The sequence below is a fragment of the Kocuria coralli genome, assembly GCF_008831305.1.
Taxonomy (GTDB): domain Bacteria; phylum Actinomycetota; class Actinomycetes; order Actinomycetales; family Micrococcaceae; genus Kocuria; species Kocuria coralli.
Map to the genome: position 1 here is coordinate 115,128 of NZ_ML708617.1, position 15,098 is coordinate 130,225.

Sequence of the window (15,098 nt, forward strand, 5' to 3'; positions counted from 1 at the left end):
CTGAATCATGTCCACGAATCTCTCCGACCAGGAGCAGAAGCAGGCCGGCGAAAAGCCCGCGAGCGCCCTGGCCGATGCGGCCTCCGCCGGGGGGCGTGCCGGAGACAAGATCTTCTCGGGGCTCAGCCTGGGAGCCGGCATCGTCATCTTCCTGACGCTGGCCGCGGTCGCGATCTTCCTCACCTGGCAGGCTTCCCCGGTCATCGAGATCCCGGCCGACGAGGTATCGGGTGGCAACGGCTTCCTGAGCTACGTCTACCCGCTGATCCTCGGCACGCTGATGGCCGCCATCATCGCGCTGCTGATCGCCACGCCCGTCGGCATCCTCGTCGCCCTGTACATCTCGCACTACGCGCCCGCCAAGGTGGCCAAGCCGGTCGGCTACGTCATCGACCTGCTGGCCGCGATCCCGTCGGTCGTCTACGGCGCATGGGGGATCACGGTCCTCTCACCGGCGCTGGCGCCCTTCTACAACTGGCTGGCCAACAACCTCGGCTTCATCCCGTTGTTCCAGGGGCCGGCCTCGGCGACCGGCAGAACCATGATGACCGCCGGCATCGTGCTGTCCATCATGATCCTGCCGATCATCACGTCCATGTCCCGGGAGATCTTCGTCCAGACGCCGAAACTGCACGAGGAGGCCTCGCTGGCCCTGGGTGCCACCCGGCTGGAGATGATCCGGCAGGCCGTGCTGCCCTTCGCCCGCACCGGCATCGTCTCCGCGATCATGCTCGCCCTGGGCCGGGCCCTGGGCGAGACCATGGCTGTGGCGCTCGTGCTCTCCACGGGCGGGCTGCAGTGGTCGCTGATCCGCTCCGGCAACAACACCATCGCCGCGGAGATCGCGCTGAACTATCCGGAGGCGTTCGGGGACCGCCTGGCCGAGCTCATCGCCGCCGGCCTGATGCTGTTCGTCATCACGTTGATCGTGAACTTCATCGCCCGGGCCATCATCGCCCGCTACAAGGAATTCTCGGGGGCCAACTGATGTCGATCTCCACGCAATCCAAATCCTCGTCCTCCTCCCAGAGGAACACCCTGACCTCGGGACAGCGGCCCAAGTGGCTCGTGCCCGTGGTGATGGTGGGCGCCATCGTCGTCGGCGCCGCGGTCTCGGCGCTGATCACCTTCAGCGTGGCGAGCTGGGCGATCTTCGCCGCGGTGCTCTTCCTGATCGCGGCGCCGATCGCGGTGACCTCGATCGAGGGCAGCCGCAAGGGGTCCGACGCAGCCCTGACCTACGTGGTCTACGCGGCGTTCATCCTGGCCGTCGTCCCGCTGGTCTCCGTGATCTGGACCGTGCTCGCCCGCGGTGTTCCCACGCTGTCCATCGACTTCCTGACCGGAACGATGGGCGGGATCACGGGCCTGATCGACCAGCGCGCGGTAGCCGAAGGGGGCGCGGTTCCCGGTGGCGTGCTGCAGGCGATCATCGGAACCCTGGTCATCACCTTCTGGGCAACCCTGTTCTCCGTGCCGATCGGGCTGCTGACCGCGATCTACCTGGTCGAGTACTCGAACGACGGCTGGCTGGGCAAGGTGGTCACCTTCCTGGTGGACGTCATGACCGGCGTGCCCTCGATCGTGGCGGGCCTGTTCGCCTCCGCGCTGTTCGGGCTGATCCTGGGGCCGAACACCCGCATGGGCATCATCGGTGCCATCGCGCTGACGGTCCTGATGATCCCGACGGTCGTGAAGGCCACGGAGGAGATGCTCAAGATCGTGCCGAACGAGCTGCGCGAGGCCTCCTACGCGCTGGGCGTCCGCAAGTGGCGCACCATCCTCAAGGTGGTCATCCCCACCTCGATCTCGGGTATCGCCTCGGGCGTGACCCTGGCCATCGCGCGCGTGATCGGTGAGACCGCACCCCTGCTGGTGACCGTCGGTTTCCTCAATACCGTGAACTGGAACGTATTCAATGATTGGATGTCTACACTTCCCACGTTCATCTACCAGCAGTTGATGCGACCCGTCGCCCCGACCGCGCCTGACCCCTCAACCGACCGAGCCTGGGGCGCAGCACTGATCCTGATCGTGTTCGTGATGCTGCTGAACCTGATCGCCCGTTTGATCGCCCAGGCGTTCGCGCCGAAGACGGCCGGCCGCTGAGCCGGACGAAGCAGACTAGAAAGAAGCTGAATATCCATGTCGAAGCGCATCGACGTCGAACACCTGAACGTGTACTACGGCGACTTCCTGGCCGTCGAGGACGTCAACATCAACATCGACTCCCGGTCGGTCACCGCCTTCATCGGCCCATCCGGCTGCGGTAAGTCCACCTTCCTGCGCACGCTCAACCGCATGCACGAGGTCATCCCGGGCGCCTACGCCAAGGGCAAGGTCATGCTGGACGGGGAGGACCTGTACGGCAAGGGCGTGGATCCCGTGACCGTGCGCTCCATGGTCGGCATGGTCTTCCAGCGCCCCAACCCGTTCCCCACCATGTCCATCCGGGACAACGTGCTGGCCGGCGTGAAGCTGAACAACAAGAAGATCTCCCGGTCGGCCGCCGACGAGCTGGTCGAGTCCTCGCTCAAGGGCGCGAACCTGTGGAACGAGGTCAAGGACCGCCTGGACAAGCCCGGCTCGGGCCTCTCGGGCGGCCAGCAGCAGCGTCTGTGCATCGCCCGCACCATGGCGGTCAAGCCCGACGTGGTGCTGATGGACGAGCCCTGCTCGGCCCTGGACCCGATCTCCACGATCGCGATCGAGGACCTGATCCACGAGCTCAAGGAGCAGTTCACCGTGGTGATCGTGACCCACAACATGCAGCAGGCGCAGCGGGTCGCGGACAAGACCGCGTTCTTCAACATCGAGGGAACCGGCAAGCCCGGCAAGCTCGTGGAGTTCGACGAGACCGCGACGATCTTCCAGAACCCCAAGCAGAAGGCCACCGAGGACTACGTGTCCGGCCGTTTCGGCTGATCCTGCGGTTCCGAACACGGACAAGTGCACCGGGAGGCCCCGGAAATGCACTTATCCGTGTTCATATCTAGTGCGGCCGCGCTCGCCGGGCCAGCGAGCCGCGGATCTCGCGGAGCATCGCCTCCCGACGACGGCGCTCGCGCAGATCCTCCAGGACGGCGATGTGCACCGCCCAGCCCAGCCGTCTCAGCTGGGCCAGGCGGTGCATCTCGTCGCCGTAGGCCTTGCGATCCCGGTAATGCACCTCGCCGTTGTATTCGACGGCCACCTTCTCCTCCTCCCACGCCAGGTCCAGGTACGCCCTGCTGCCGTTGGGGAGGAGCACCGGCGCGTTCGGCGTAGGCGTCGGGAGCCCCGCATGGACCAGGATCAGGCGCAGCAGCGTCTCCATGGGCGACCAGACGTTCGGGGCGCAGCGGTGCAGGGCCAGTCTCAGGGCGGCACGGCCCCGCGTGCGCGGCGGAAGGCGATCCAGCAGGGCGAGCAGATCCTCCGGGGCCAAGGGCCACCGCGGATCGTGGTAGCCGAGCCCGGTCGCCAGGACGTAATCCGCGGCCACGACCGACCGCCACCCCGGAAGAACGGGCTGGATGGCCAGGAGCGTCTCGATCGCCCCGGTGACCCGGCAGCCCCAGAGGCCGTTCTCCAGGGGAAGCCCCAGCCCCTGTCTGAGCACGAGGTCGAGTCTTCCCTGATGCCGTCGTCTCCCACAGAAAGACAGGTGCGGGCGGGGATCGATGAACGCCGGCCCCGCCCTCTCGCCGAGCACCTCCTGCGCCCAGTTCATCCCGGTCATGACGGGGATGCCCCAGAGCTGGGCCGCGCTGATCCCGCCGACCGCTACATCCGGCCCGAACAGGGGCTGCAGCAGGGCCGCGCGTTCCGCGGGGAGGAGCACCGGTGCGTCGTCGGTCCCGGTCGGCTGGGTGGGCGTCCGCGCCCAATAGGTATGGGCCAGGTGGGTCATACCCGGATCGTTCTTCAGGTCCCGGCTGGGGAGGCCCCAATCGGCGCGCGACCCGGTCTCCGGCGCGGGGAACCGTGGCCTGTACCGGTGCCTGAACATGCCCCGAGACTAGGGGCGCGGAGGCCTCGGTGGAGGTTGTCCACAGTGCTGGGTGAGGTCTCAGCGATTTCAACACGGATAAGTACACCGGGAGGCCCCGGAAATGCACTGATCCGTGTTGGGAACGGATCGAGAAGCCTCAGCCCAGCAAGGGGGAGAGCGCCAGGACCAGGGTGCCGGCGACGACGGCGCACACCGGCGCGGTGAGCAGCCAGCACAGCAGCACCTTGCCCACCACGCGGTAGTTCGTCGACCGGTACTTCTGGTTCGTACCCGTCCCCAGCACCGCCGCGGCCGTGGTCTGGGAGGTGGACATCGACACGCCACCGGCCAGCCCGCCGGCGAACAGCAGGAGACCCGAGACGCCCTGCGCCACCCCGCCGCGCAGGGCGTCGGTGCTCACCATGCGGGAGGAGATGGTCCGCGCGATACGCCATGCACCCAGGAGGCTGCCGACGGCGAAAGCGGTGGCGGTGACCGCCATGGCCCATGGCAGCGCTTCATCGATCGGGCCGGCGGTGAGCCCCCCGATCGCCGGGATGGTGATCATCAGCAGCAGGACCCGCTGGCCGTGGAAGAGCCCGTGCCCCACGTTGGTCCCGGTGGAGCCGACCACCATGCCCACGCGGGCCAGGAGGCGGACCTGATCGGCCTCGACGTGCCGCAGGCCCCGGACGCTGGGGATCACCAGGACCCAGGCCAGGGCGAAAGCCACGAGCGGGGCCAGGATCACGGGCACGACCAGATGTCCCAGGAGCCCCGCGTCCAGGGGCAGGTCCGCGGTCAGATCCACCCAGCCCAGCGCCACGGTGGCTCCCACGATGCCGCCCATGAAGGCCGAGGTGGTCGAGGCTGGCAGGCCCCACCACCAGGTGAGCAGATCCCAGCCGATGGTGGTCAGCAGCGTGCAGATGATGACGCCCAGGGCCGGAGCGGGGTCGATGGGCTCGACCACCATGGGCTCGATATGGGCCAGGGGCAGCAGGATGGTCGCGGCTACCACGCCGACCACGTTGAGCCCTGCAGCCAGCATGAGGGCCAGCACCGGGCTGAGCGCCCGGTGCCGAACCGGTATCGCGGTGGCATTGGGGACGTCGTGGAAGGAGTTCACCAGGGCATAGCCCACGGTGAGGATCAGCGCGATGACAACCAGTGCATGGATCACGGATCAGGTCTCCGAGACCACGATGCGGCCCACCTCGGTGGCCAGCTGGCTCATGGCCCGGGTGCAGTTGTGCAGGTGCTCGACCATGATGGTCAGCCTGAGTGCCACCGCCGGCTTGTGCTTGTCCAGCAGGTCCAGGCGGTGCAGTTCGAAGGTGCGGTCGGCCTGCTTGCGCAGCCGGAGCATGTCGTACCAGTACTCGTCGAGCCCGGTCAGGTCGCTCAGGCCGTGCATGGCGCGCACGCTGAGGTTGGCCATCCGCCCGATGGTGTTGAGCTGCTCGGCGGTGCGCTTGGCCTGCCTGCGCGTGGTGGGCTCGGCCATCGCCTCGGCGGCCAGCAGCAGCGATTCGCAGGCCCGGGCCAGCCATCCGCTGAGGACGTACACGTCCGAGCGGGGGATGGGCAGCACGTACGACGAGCGCGAGGTGGTCATCGCGGAGAAGTACAGGTCGGCTGAGCGGGAGTCGATGCTGCGGGCCTCGGCGAGGACCTCCTCGATGTGCCCGTCCTCCGCCCCCAGCAGCTCCGAGCAGCAGCGGGCGCTCTCGTTGACCTGACCGGCCATCTCGGCGAGCAGGTCGAGGACGCGGTCGTCCTCGGGGAAGATCCGGAAGGGCATCGCAGTCCTCACCTCTCGCTGCAGCACGGGCCATGGGGCAGCGCAAAGTCCCGATGCTTGCGCTGGCACAGGCACCATACCGGGTCAAAGTGAACTGCCGGACCGAGGCGCGTCGCGGTGCATCGTCACACGAGGTGAGGCCGTGCGGAGGACGGTGGGAGGGAGGTCTAAGCCTTGATCCACCGATGAGCATGCTGGGCTTGGGTCGCAATTAAAGACGGGATGCCCGTCTGACCGGGAAGAATGGGACTTGTTCAGGGTTCCGTTCCACCGCGATGAGAGGGCATCTCGCAGATGCAAGTTTCCCACACGCCTGCTGCCGTGTCAGTTTCCTTCGACGAGCCGAACCTCATCGGGTCCGCCGGGCTGGTGCCGGTGATGGAACTGGCCGCCGAGGCCGGCCTGCACCAGCTGGCCGGAGGTCGGTTGAGCGTGCCGACCGACAAGGGCGCCAACGCCGGGGCGAAGGTCGCGGCCCTGGTGGCCGGCATGTGCACGGGGGCGGACTCGATCGATGACATGGCCGTGCTGCGCCACGGGGCGATGAAACGGGTGTTCGGCGGCTGCTATGCGCCCTCGACCCTGGGCTCGTTCCTGCGTGAGTTCACCTTCGGGCACGTGCGCCAACTCGACGCGGTCGCCTCCCGGTTCCTGGTGAACCTGGCCGGCCGGGCCCCGCTGCTGGGACGCACCGGCGCTGCCGGTGCGGATCCGGGGTTCGTTTATGTTGATGTGGACGACACGATCATCGAGGTCCACGGCTACCAGAAGCAGGGTTCCGGGTACGGGTACTCCGGGGTCCGTGGGCTCAACGCCCTGTTGGCCACCGCCAGCACCGAGACCGCGGCCCCGGTGATCCTGGGTCAGCGGCTGCGCCGCGGTTCGGTCGGCTCCCCGCGCGGGGCCTCGAGGCTGGTCGGGGATTCGCTGGCCATCCTCAAGCGATTGGTGCCGGCGGCCGGCGCCCGGGTGCTGGTCCGGGCCGACTCCGCTTTCTATGGGCATGCCACCGTGGCCGCCGCGCTCACCGCCGGGGCGGAGGTGTCGGTGACCGTGAAGATGGACAAGGCCGTCAAGGCCGCTATCGCCGGCATCGACGAGAAAGCGTGGACCGGCATCAGGTACCCGCAGGCGATCTTCGACGAGGACACCGGCACGTGGATCTCCAAGGCGGAGGTGGCCGAGGTCCCCTTCACCGCGTTCACCTCAAGGAAGAAAACCGAACGGGTCCCCGGTCGACTGGTGGTGCGCCGAATCCCCGAGCTGAACCCCCAGGACACGGACCAGCCGACACTGTTCGACACCCACCGGTTCCACGCCTTCTTCACCACCACCGACCCGGAGGTGCTGGACACGGTGACCGCGGACCAGACCCACCGGGGCCACGCGGTCATCGAGCAGGTCAACGCCGATTTGAAGGACAGCGCCCTGGCCCACCTGCCCTCCGGCCGTTTCGGGGCCAACGGCGCCTGGCTGGTCTGCGCGGTGATGGCCTACAACCTCACCCGCACCGCCGGGATCCTCGCTGCCGGAGAGTTCGCCCGGGCCCGGACCGGGACCATCCGGGCCAGGCTCGTGAATCTGCCAGCCCGGATCGCCTCCAGCGCCCGCAGGATCCGCATCCGCCTGCCCCAGGCATGGCCCTGGCAACAGGGATTCGAGCGGCTCTTCACCGCCGTCCACCCGCCACCGCAACCGGCATAACCACCCGACCACCCGCCGGGCATCGGCACAACCGAAAGAACATCAGTGGAACACCACCGGTAGCGAGGCCGGCCACCACGTCACGCCAAAAAACGGCTCAATGCCGATCCGGGATATCGGCCGCCGGCCCTAACCTGAGTCGGTGGATCGAGGCTAAGGGTGCCGGACCGGGAGCGCCTCTCGGCGGAAGGCCGCTCGTAGCGGCTAAATGATGGAGCCCGGGGCTACCTGCGGCCCGGCACCTGCTCCTATCGTACGAGCCACCACCGGGGGCCGGTCAAACCGGGCGGCGGTGCCCGTCAGTCGAGCGATCCGTGGCGCCAGGAACGCGCCGCGGCCTCCAGATCCTCGGCGGTGCGTTCCAGTTTCCGGGCACCCCGCACGGCGTCGAGCCCCTCGTGGTCCTCCAGTTTGAGCCGGCCCAGGGCGGCCACCCGGCAGAACGCGGCGAAGCGTTCCAGGGCGACGTCGAAGTCCCCCGTCCAGGCGCCGTTGAGGATCGTGTCGGCCATCTGCTGGATCTCCTCGGCCCCGGGGGGATCCGCGACGCCGGCGACCACGTGGGAGACCTGGGCCGTTGAGCGCCCCGCGGCGAACCAGCGGCTCATCCTCACCGGGTCCGCCTGGACGGAGGACCGCAGGGCGTAGAGCCGCCACAGGGCGCCGGGCAGGCTGACCGGGGGAGCGTCCGCCCACAGGGCGGCGAGCCCGTCCAGGCCCTCCGTGTCGGTGAACTCGACCAGCCGCCGGTGGATCTCCGGGTCGTCGACTGCCCGGCCGCGACTGACGACGGCGGATGCCGTCACGTGCGCGATCTCCGCCACCAGGGCAGGGTCCATCCCGCCCTCCGCCTGATCGAACACCTCGGGGGAGAACTTCACGGGGCTGTGGTGCTCACGCTTCGAAGCCATGGGGCAAGCCTACGACCGACCCGATCATCGGCCCAGGGTCCCGGGACCCGATCTGCGCTGCGCGGAACGGGGCCGTCCCGCTCACTCTCCGGCGTCGTCGTCGCCGCGGTGACGCCAGTGGTCACCAGGTTCCCAGCCCAGCGCTTCGTGCAGAGAGGCCACCACGTCCTCGGCCTCGAGCCAGGCCAGGGCCTTCCACAAGGCCAGGGCGGCCTCAGGATCGGCCCGCTCGAGGTTCTCCAGGGACTCCGGGTCCAGGGTGTGCACCTTCAGATCGGTCTCGGCTTGCAGCCGCATGAAGTGGCCGCTGCCCGCCTCCTCCTCGTGCTCGTGATCACGGGCCTCCGCCTCGTCCTCCCTGGCGCCGCGGGGATCGCCGAAGACCGTTCCGGGGCGCAGTCCGCGGATGGGGCGGGTGCCGCCGTCGGGGGAGGAGGCGAGGATCCGAGCGGTGCCCCGCACCACCAGGTGAACGGAGCCGGGGACGGCCTCGCACTCGGGAAGGTATTCGTCCCGGGAGACCGTGATCGGGCGGGAGTACTTCCAGATCCGGCGCGCCAGGTCCTTGCCGGTGCGGCGCAGCAGATCGCTCTCGATCAGGATCTCCTCGTCCGACATGGCATCTTCGGAGTGGTCCTCCTCGGCGCGTTCCAGGACCCGGTCCTCCACATGGATCAGGGCCGCATCGCGCGAGGCGAAGACCGGCAGATCGCCCCAGTCGTATTCCCACGCGTCCCCGGCCACGAAGTAGACCTCCCGGCCGTGCTCCCGGATGCCCTCGGCGGCGGCGGTCAGCATGCGCAGGGTGAAGCCTGCGATCTCGTCGGTCAGCGTGAAGTCCACCACGATCGCCTCCGCGCCCGCGGCCACCTGGCGCATGGTCCGCATGCAGTCCTCGACCCCGGGGAACAGCAGGTCCCCCTGGATGTCGATCACCGCGATGTCCTCGCAGGCCCGGGACAGCAGCGCCCGTGAGGCCTCGTCCCGGCGCATCAGCGACGGCGACTGGGCCAGTGAGGTCACCGACCGCACGGTGCTGCGCGCGGGCCGGGGGCCGCGGGCGAAGTGCAGGTCCATGGCCTGCGAGATGCGCTCGCACGCGGCTTTGCCTCGCACGCTGGTGCCCTGCCGATTCAGGGGCGGTGAGAAGGTCGCCAGGGCCAGTTGGCCCGGTACGACGGCGATGATGCCCCCGCCCACTCCCGACTTGGCGGGGAGGCCGACGCGGACGAACCAGTCCCCGGCGTCGTCGTACATGCCGCAGGAGTTCATGACCGACAGGACCCGCTCCACGGTCTCCGGCTGGAACACGCGCTCGCCGGTCAGCGGGTTGACCCCGCCCGAGGCCAGGGTGGCGCCCATCATGGCCAGGTCCCTGGTGTCAACCATGACGCAGCACTGGGCGAAGTAGTCCTCCAGGGCCTCGGTGGGATCGCCTTCGATCACGCCCACCGATGCCAGCAGCCAGCCGAGGGCCCGGTTGCGGTCCCCGGCGTCGTGCTCCTGCTGCTGCATGTCGAGGTCCAGGTCCAGCTCACGGCCGGCGCAGCGCGAGTAGGTCTCCAGGATGCGCTCGCGGCGGCTCTTGCCTTTTCCATCGGCGACCAGCCAGGTGGCGGCGATGGCGCCGGCGTTGATCATGGGGTTGGCGGGAACCTGGGAGACGGGATCGATCGAGATCTCGTTGAAGGCGTCGCCGCTGGGCTCGACGTCGATCTTGGCGTCCACGTACTCGTGGTCGTGGTCCTCCAGGGCCATGGCGTAGGTGAAGGCCTTGGAGATGGACTGGATGGAGAAGCACTTGCGGGTGTCCCCGGCTTCGTAGACGTGCCCGTCGGCGGTGGCGATGACGATGCCGAAGTCATCCCGGTCGGCTTCTTCCAGGGCCAGGGTGGAGTGGGAGGGATCGCCGTCGTCGATGTCCTTCAGCGCCTCGTGGACCTTCTGGAGGGCGTTCTCCAGAGGGGAGGGGCCGAAGAGCCGGTGGACGGATTCGTGCTCGGGGGCGGTGCTGGGAGGGGCCATGGTTCCTTCCGGTGATGTGGTGCACTCCCGATCCTGCCAGGCCGGGGTTATTCGGAATCCATGATCAGCCGGGGGTTACGGGCCAGGACGGTGGTGACCGTCGTCGTGCAGATCGCCTGGACCAGGAGGATGCCCACGAGCACCACGAGCTGGAACATCGCGGCCTCCGCAGGCGAGGCCCCGCCGAAGAGCGCGCCCACGAACGCCCCGGGCAGGGTCACCATGCCGGTCGCGCGGGTCTGATCGATGGCGGGGATGACGGCGTTGCGGGCCGCCCTCTGCGCGATCTCCCGGTAGGCGGCCTGCGGGGTGGCGCCCAGGGAGAACCACGCCTCGACCTCGGCGCGCTGGGTGACGGCCGATTCCCGGAACGCGCGCCCGGACAGCGTGGCGGCGGTCATGGCGTTGCCGATCAGGATCCCGGCGATGGCGATCAGGTTCTGCGTGGTCCAGTCGACCAGGTGCAGGGCGAAGACCCCGGCCACGCTGATACTCCCGCCCGCGACGACACCCAGGAGCACGGCGGGCTTGGCGAACGGCATGCCCTTCAGGCGGCCCATGGAGGTCAGGGAGGCCGTGGTCAGCATCAGGGCCACGAAGAAGACCACGGTCCACGGGACGCTGAGGATGCCGCGGAGCAGAACCGCGATGATGGCCAGCTGGAGGGCCGCCCGCAGGACCCCGGTGAACATCTGGGCGCCCAGGCGCATGCCGTGGCGGTACTGGATGATCGCCGCCGCGGCCGTCAGGATCAGCAACCCCACGACGAACCACGCGAACTCCGGCAGCGTGCGCCCGCCGATCAGGGTGGCGGAATCGCCGGCTTGGGCGGTGGCGGCTGCGAGCACAGGGGTCACGACGACGACGCTACGCCTGCTCGCGGTGCTCCCGCGTGCCCGGTGCGGCGGGTCGCCGCGGTTGACGGCAGGTGTCGCCCGGGCGGTTCGTCCTGCCCGGGGCGCTGGGCTACGATGGTGGCCGTCGTCCGGACTCTTCCATAGTCATCGGACGGCTGGGGGCCTTTAGCTCAGTTGGTAGAGCAGTGGACTTTTAATCCATGGGTCGAGGGTTCGAGCCCCTCAGGGCCCACTCATCTTCTCTAGCCCCCGTGGTGACCAAGTCACTGCGGGGGCTTTTTCGCGTCCCCAGGATCTCGGGCCCTAAGAGGTCCTGCAGGGAGATCTCTAGCCAGTCGGCTACGTCCATCAGCTCAGGTAGGGAGAACAGCCGATCGCCCTTCATCCGTCGAGTTATGGCACTCCGAGCAATCCCTAGGTGATCAGCAAGCTCAGCCTGTGTCTTCTGGCGCCGGGCGAGCCACGCTCGGACCTCCCCGCTGATGAGAGCCGTCCGATAGTCGTTGGTGTCCATACCGCCCATCCTACGCGGATTGAGCACCAGAGTCTCCTGTGAGGTGTCAAATTCTCCCAATGAGAACTCAGTTCTTGACCATGATTACCAAAATGGCAATCATGGTGCCATGAGGAGACATAAGCAGCTGACTCTGAACATCCGTGAACGATTGGTCCGGCGGGAGATGTCTCAGCGCGATCTTGCGCTGGCGATTCACCTTGCACCCACCGCGTTGTCGGCTCGCCTTCGAGGAGACCGAGAGTTCCGGTTCTGTGAGCTGGAGGCGATTGCTGAGGCTCTGGGGTGCTCGCTGCGGGACTTGATGACCTTCGATGGCGAGGGGGTGAAGGTATGAACGCGGCACTGGATCAAGGGGCGTTGTCGCGGTCTCAGGCTGAGGATCTGACGCAGAGGATCAGTCAGGGGCTCACGGATGTGCATGAGTTGATCGTGCGGGCCTGGGAGGGTCGTGCGTGGCAGGCGCTGGGGTTCTCGTCCTGGGATGCCTGGATTGATGCGAATTTCCGTGGCCTTCAGCTGCGGCCCCCGCGTGAGCAGCGCGAGGAGGTCGTGCGCTCGATGCGTGAGGCCGGGATGAGCGTTCGAGCGATCTCCCAGGCAACGGATCTGGGCTACGGGACCGTGCAGCGAGCTGCGGGACCAGGTGATCCAAATGGATCACCTGTCGAGGACGGCTCGAACGTGTATGGCCTGGACGGTAAGCAGTACACCCAGCCCAAGCGCGGGGCTCCGGCTGACGATGATGCCGGCGAGTTCGGTGAGGCCAGCCTGGATGAGTTGGGGATCCATGCCGTGGACCCGGCCAGTCTGCGCGGAGAGGCCAAGCCTCAAGTCCTGACTGGTGAGGTAGTGCAGGACACCGAGGCGCCGGAGCCTGAGTCCGCCCCTGAGGAGGGTGAGCTGGATCCTGTGGCCTCGTGGTGGGAGGGTCCGCGCCGGGCGCTGCTGGAGGCGGAGTCGCGATGCGTGGAGCTGTTGAAGCATCGCAAGGACCAGCCTCGGCTGGTGGAGGACCCGCAGGATCCGGGGCCGGCGCAGTTGACGATGACCGCTGCCAGGACGGTGCTTGCCGCCGGCGGCGTGATCGTGGACTTCGGCGTGGAGGACCTGGACGAGGAGTCGCAGGAGGCGCTGCGTCGGGTGCTCTCGACGGTGGTCACGTCCCTGGACGGTGTGATCGGGGATCTGGAGGTGACCGGCGATGGCAGCTGAGCACCGAGCAAATGGCGATGCGCGCCCGGTGGCGGCCGAACGCGCATCTCAGCAGATAAATGTTGATAGATCACCGCTGGTGGACAAGACGGTAGCACCATCACCGGCTGCTGGGAATGGTCAGCCCTCGCGCATTGACCCGGATACCCGGTGGGTGCAGTGGGGTGTGGTGGGCCTGGTCGTGATGTTGGGTCTGACCAGCTTCATCGTCAGTTTCCGGGCGCTGTACGACGTGGCGGCCTGGGCTGGGCTGGGTGGCGGGATCCAGTGGGCAGTGCCGGTGTTCATTGACGGGGCGATCCTGACCTACGCGCTATCGGTGCTGGTGCACCGTGCCCGCGGGGAGGCGACCTGGCCGTCGTGGACGTCGCTGGCGGTGTTCACGCTGATGTCCGTGGCCGCGAACTCAGCTCACGCCGTTTCGTTGCCGCAGGAGCAGTGGTGGCAGACCGCTACCGGCGCGCTGATCGCGGCCCTGGCACCAATCGGGGTGTTCGCCGCGACCGAGCAGATGGCCCGCCTGGTCGTGCTCCGCCCTCAGGACCGGCAGCCGGCCACCGACGGCAGCCCCGACGTCGACAAGGAGCCGGCGCCAAGAGCTGACTCTGCGGATGAGCCAACGGATCAGGAGCCCGCCGGCACTGAGGCAGAACTGCCCGCCGTCGCGGCGAATGAGGCGAAGGCCGTGGAGTCGGCACCCACTCCGGCAGCTGTTGAGCCGGCCCGGCAGCAGCCTGCCGCCATCGAACCCGCGCCGGCACCCGAGCAGCCCGTGGAGCCAAGCCCTGTGCCGGTGAAGGCCGCCGAGTCCGATCAGGCCGAGGGGCAGTGTGCGGATGAGTTCGTGGAGTGGGTGATCGAGCAGCGCCGGCATGACCGGCCAATCACCGGGCGGACTGCCGGGGACTTCCTGGAGGTTTCCGAGAGGACAGGGCGCAACCGGATCAAGGAGCTGCGCCACGCGCGGCCAGAGCTATTCGAAGGGGACGACGCAGCGTGAGCATCAAGGCCATCGCTTGGGCGTGGCAGCAACAGGTCGACAAGTCTTCACACAAGTTCGTGCTGATGGCAATCGCCGATAGTTCCAACGACTTCGGGGAGGCCCAGCTTTCACAGTCATATCTGGCGTGGAAGACCGAGCTGTCCGAACGAGTGGTGCGGGACGCGCTGCGGGCCCTGGAAGCGGGGGAGCTGATGACCCGGGTACGCACCTCCCGCAGGGACGGCACCCGAGGAGTCGATGGCGTGGTGCTGCACCTGGAGCGGGAAGCGACCAAACAGGCCTGGAAGGGCATCAGCGAGATCCGCCGGCAACTGAACCAGCAGCTCTCCAACGACGCCCTACCCGCCGGGGAAGATCACGGACCCGACATCACCACGGAATCCACCGAGGATAAAACCCCTAGTCAGAACCACCGGCAGAATCTGCCGGTTGTCGATAGCAAACCTGTGGATAACTCCGTTTCCCCTAGTGGGAACCACCGGCAGATTCTGCCGGTAGGTAGGGACTACCGGCAGATCTCGCCAAACCTACCGGCAGATTCTGCCGGTAGTGGCCCCCGCGGACACTTACCTACTACGCACGCGCGCGTCTTTTATCCATCATCATCATCCGTCGGCGCTCAGCCGCCTGTGGACGACGACGAGACGACGACCGAGGACAAGCCGCTGGGATCCGTGGACGAGGCAAAGCGGCCGCCGAGGATCCACCGCGGGGTGAATCTCTCCCGACTGCGCACCGAGTGCGCCCCGGTCGCCGGGCAATGGCCGGTGGATGCCTGGGCCGGGGCTGTGGACCTGATCCTGGACCGCACCCGGACCCGGGTGGCCCGCCCCCAGGCCTACGTCACCGGCTCCATCCGGGCAGAGCCCGAGGTCCTGCTGGACGCCTCCGAGAAGACCACCAGCTCACTGACCGGCCCGCCGGCAGTCGCCGCCCCCGCCGAGGGAGCGCAACCGGCATCCGGGCACGCACCACGGGTGCTGCCGGTGAGGCGGGTGAGCTGCCCGATCCATCACACCGAACACCTTCACGAGCACGAATGCGCAGGCTGCCGGGCAGATCGCCTGGCGCAACGCCCTGAGGAGGGCTGAA

At 68.0% G+C, this 15,098-nt stretch carries 15 protein-coding genes and 1 tRNA gene; 9 read left to right on the forward strand and 7 right to left on the reverse strand.

What is annotated here, in order from left to right; genetic code table 11:
* The first annotated feature begins 7 nt into the window (after positions 1–7).
* From pstC to pstB, 3 genes are read left to right on the forward strand one after another with little or no spacing between them, the layout of a single operon-like run.
* Entirely contained in the window at positions 8–988 is a 981-nt protein-coding gene (pstC, locus tag FCK90_RS08470; protein WP_158033875.1) for a phosphate ABC transporter permease subunit PstC, read from the forward strand.
* Positions 988–2,109, forward strand: coding sequence for a phosphate ABC transporter permease PstA (pstA, locus tag FCK90_RS08475; RefSeq protein WP_158033876.1), 1,122 nt, complete (start codon positions 988–990; stop codon positions 2,107–2,109). The genes pstC and pstA overlap by 1 nt, the downstream gene beginning before the upstream one ends.
* Positions 2,110–2,145: 36 nt before the next feature.
* Entirely contained in the window at positions 2,146–2,925 is a 780-nt protein-coding gene (pstB, locus tag FCK90_RS08480) for a phosphate ABC transporter ATP-binding protein PstB (RefSeq protein ID WP_158033877.1), read from the forward strand.
* Positions 2,926–2,992: 67 nt separating this feature from the next.
* Here pstB and FCK90_RS08485 read toward each other — a convergent pair whose 3' ends face one another.
* The 3 genes from FCK90_RS08485 to FCK90_RS08495 form a co-directional block, all read right to left on the reverse strand.
* Complete coding sequence (locus tag FCK90_RS08485; RefSeq protein ID WP_158033878.1) at positions 2,993–3,892, reverse strand: hypothetical protein; 900 nt, start codon at positions 3,890–3,892, stop codon at positions 2,993–2,995.
* Positions 3,893–4,130: 238 nt separating this feature from the next.
* Complete coding sequence (locus FCK90_RS08490) at positions 4,131–5,156, reverse strand: inorganic phosphate transporter (RefSeq protein WP_158033879.1); 1,026 nt, start codon at positions 5,154–5,156, stop codon at positions 4,131–4,133.
* 3 nt (positions 5,157–5,159) lie between these two features.
* Positions 5,160–5,777 (reverse strand): hypothetical protein, encoded by a 618-nt coding sequence (locus tag FCK90_RS08495; RefSeq protein ID WP_158033880.1) that lies wholly within the window; start codon positions 5,775–5,777, stop codon positions 5,160–5,162.
* Between the two features lie 294 nt (positions 5,778–6,071).
* Here FCK90_RS08495 and FCK90_RS08500 point away from each other — a divergent pair, with 294 nt between their 5' ends.
* Positions 6,072–7,481 carry an IS1380 family transposase gene (locus FCK90_RS08500; RefSeq protein ID WP_158033881.1) on the forward strand — a complete coding sequence of 470 codons (1,410 nt, stop codon included), beginning with the start codon at positions 6,072–6,074 and terminating at the stop codon, positions 7,479–7,481.
* Between the two features lie 299 nt (positions 7,482–7,780).
* On the opposite strand, the gene FCK90_RS08505 is transcribed toward FCK90_RS08500, so the two are convergent.
* The 3 genes from FCK90_RS08505 to FCK90_RS08515 all read right to left on the reverse strand — a co-directional run bounded on the left by FCK90_RS08505 (position 7,781) and on the right by FCK90_RS08515 (position 11,274).
* Entirely contained in the window at positions 7,781–8,392 is a 612-nt protein-coding gene (locus FCK90_RS08505; protein ID WP_158033882.1) for a hypothetical protein, read from the reverse strand.
* Between the two features lie 81 nt (positions 8,393–8,473).
* Positions 8,474–10,417, reverse strand: a complete 1,944-nt coding sequence (gene glsA, locus FCK90_RS08510; protein WP_158033883.1) for a glutaminase A — start codon at positions 10,415–10,417, stop codon at positions 8,474–8,476.
* A 47-nt stretch (positions 10,418–10,464) separates the two neighbouring features.
* Complete coding sequence (locus tag FCK90_RS08515) at positions 10,465–11,274, reverse strand: ABC transporter permease (protein ID WP_158033884.1); 810 nt, start codon at positions 11,272–11,274, stop codon at positions 10,465–10,467.
* 159 nt (positions 11,275–11,433) lie between these two features.
* Between FCK90_RS08515 and FCK90_RS08520 the strand changes: the two genes are divergently transcribed.
* Positions 11,434–11,506: transfer RNA gene (locus FCK90_RS08520), tRNA-Lys, on the forward strand.
* Here FCK90_RS08520 and FCK90_RS16015 read toward each other — a convergent pair.
* Positions 11,468–11,797 carry a helix-turn-helix transcriptional regulator gene (locus FCK90_RS16015; protein WP_158033918.1) on the reverse strand — a complete coding sequence of 110 codons (330 nt, stop codon included), beginning with the start codon at positions 11,795–11,797 and terminating at the stop codon, positions 11,468–11,470. The genes FCK90_RS08520 and FCK90_RS16015 overlap by 39 nt on opposite strands.
* 100 nt (positions 11,798–11,897) lie before the next feature.
* Between FCK90_RS16015 and FCK90_RS16020 the strand changes: the two genes are divergently transcribed.
* The 4 genes from FCK90_RS16020 (at position 11,898) to FCK90_RS08545 (ending at position 15,097) form a co-directional block, all read left to right on the forward strand.
* A complete protein-coding gene (locus FCK90_RS16020) occupies positions 11,898–12,125 on the forward strand; it encodes a helix-turn-helix domain-containing protein (protein ID WP_425481694.1) in 228 nt (75 codons plus the stop codon).
* A gap of 80 nt (positions 12,126–12,205) precedes the next feature.
* Complete coding sequence (locus FCK90_RS08535; protein ID WP_158033886.1) at positions 12,206–13,003, forward strand: hypothetical protein; 798 nt, start codon at positions 12,206–12,208, stop codon at positions 13,001–13,003.
* Positions 12,993–14,003 (forward strand): DUF2637 domain-containing protein, encoded by a 1,011-nt coding sequence (locus FCK90_RS08540; RefSeq protein ID WP_158033887.1) that lies wholly within the window; start codon positions 12,993–12,995, stop codon positions 14,001–14,003. Before FCK90_RS08535 ends, FCK90_RS08540 begins: the two co-directional genes overlap by 11 nt.
* Entirely contained in the window at positions 14,000–15,097 is a 1,098-nt protein-coding gene (locus FCK90_RS08545; protein ID WP_158033888.1) for a hypothetical protein, read from the forward strand. Before FCK90_RS08540 ends, FCK90_RS08545 begins: the two co-directional genes overlap by 4 nt.
* The last annotated feature ends 1 nt before the right edge of the window (position 15,098 follow it).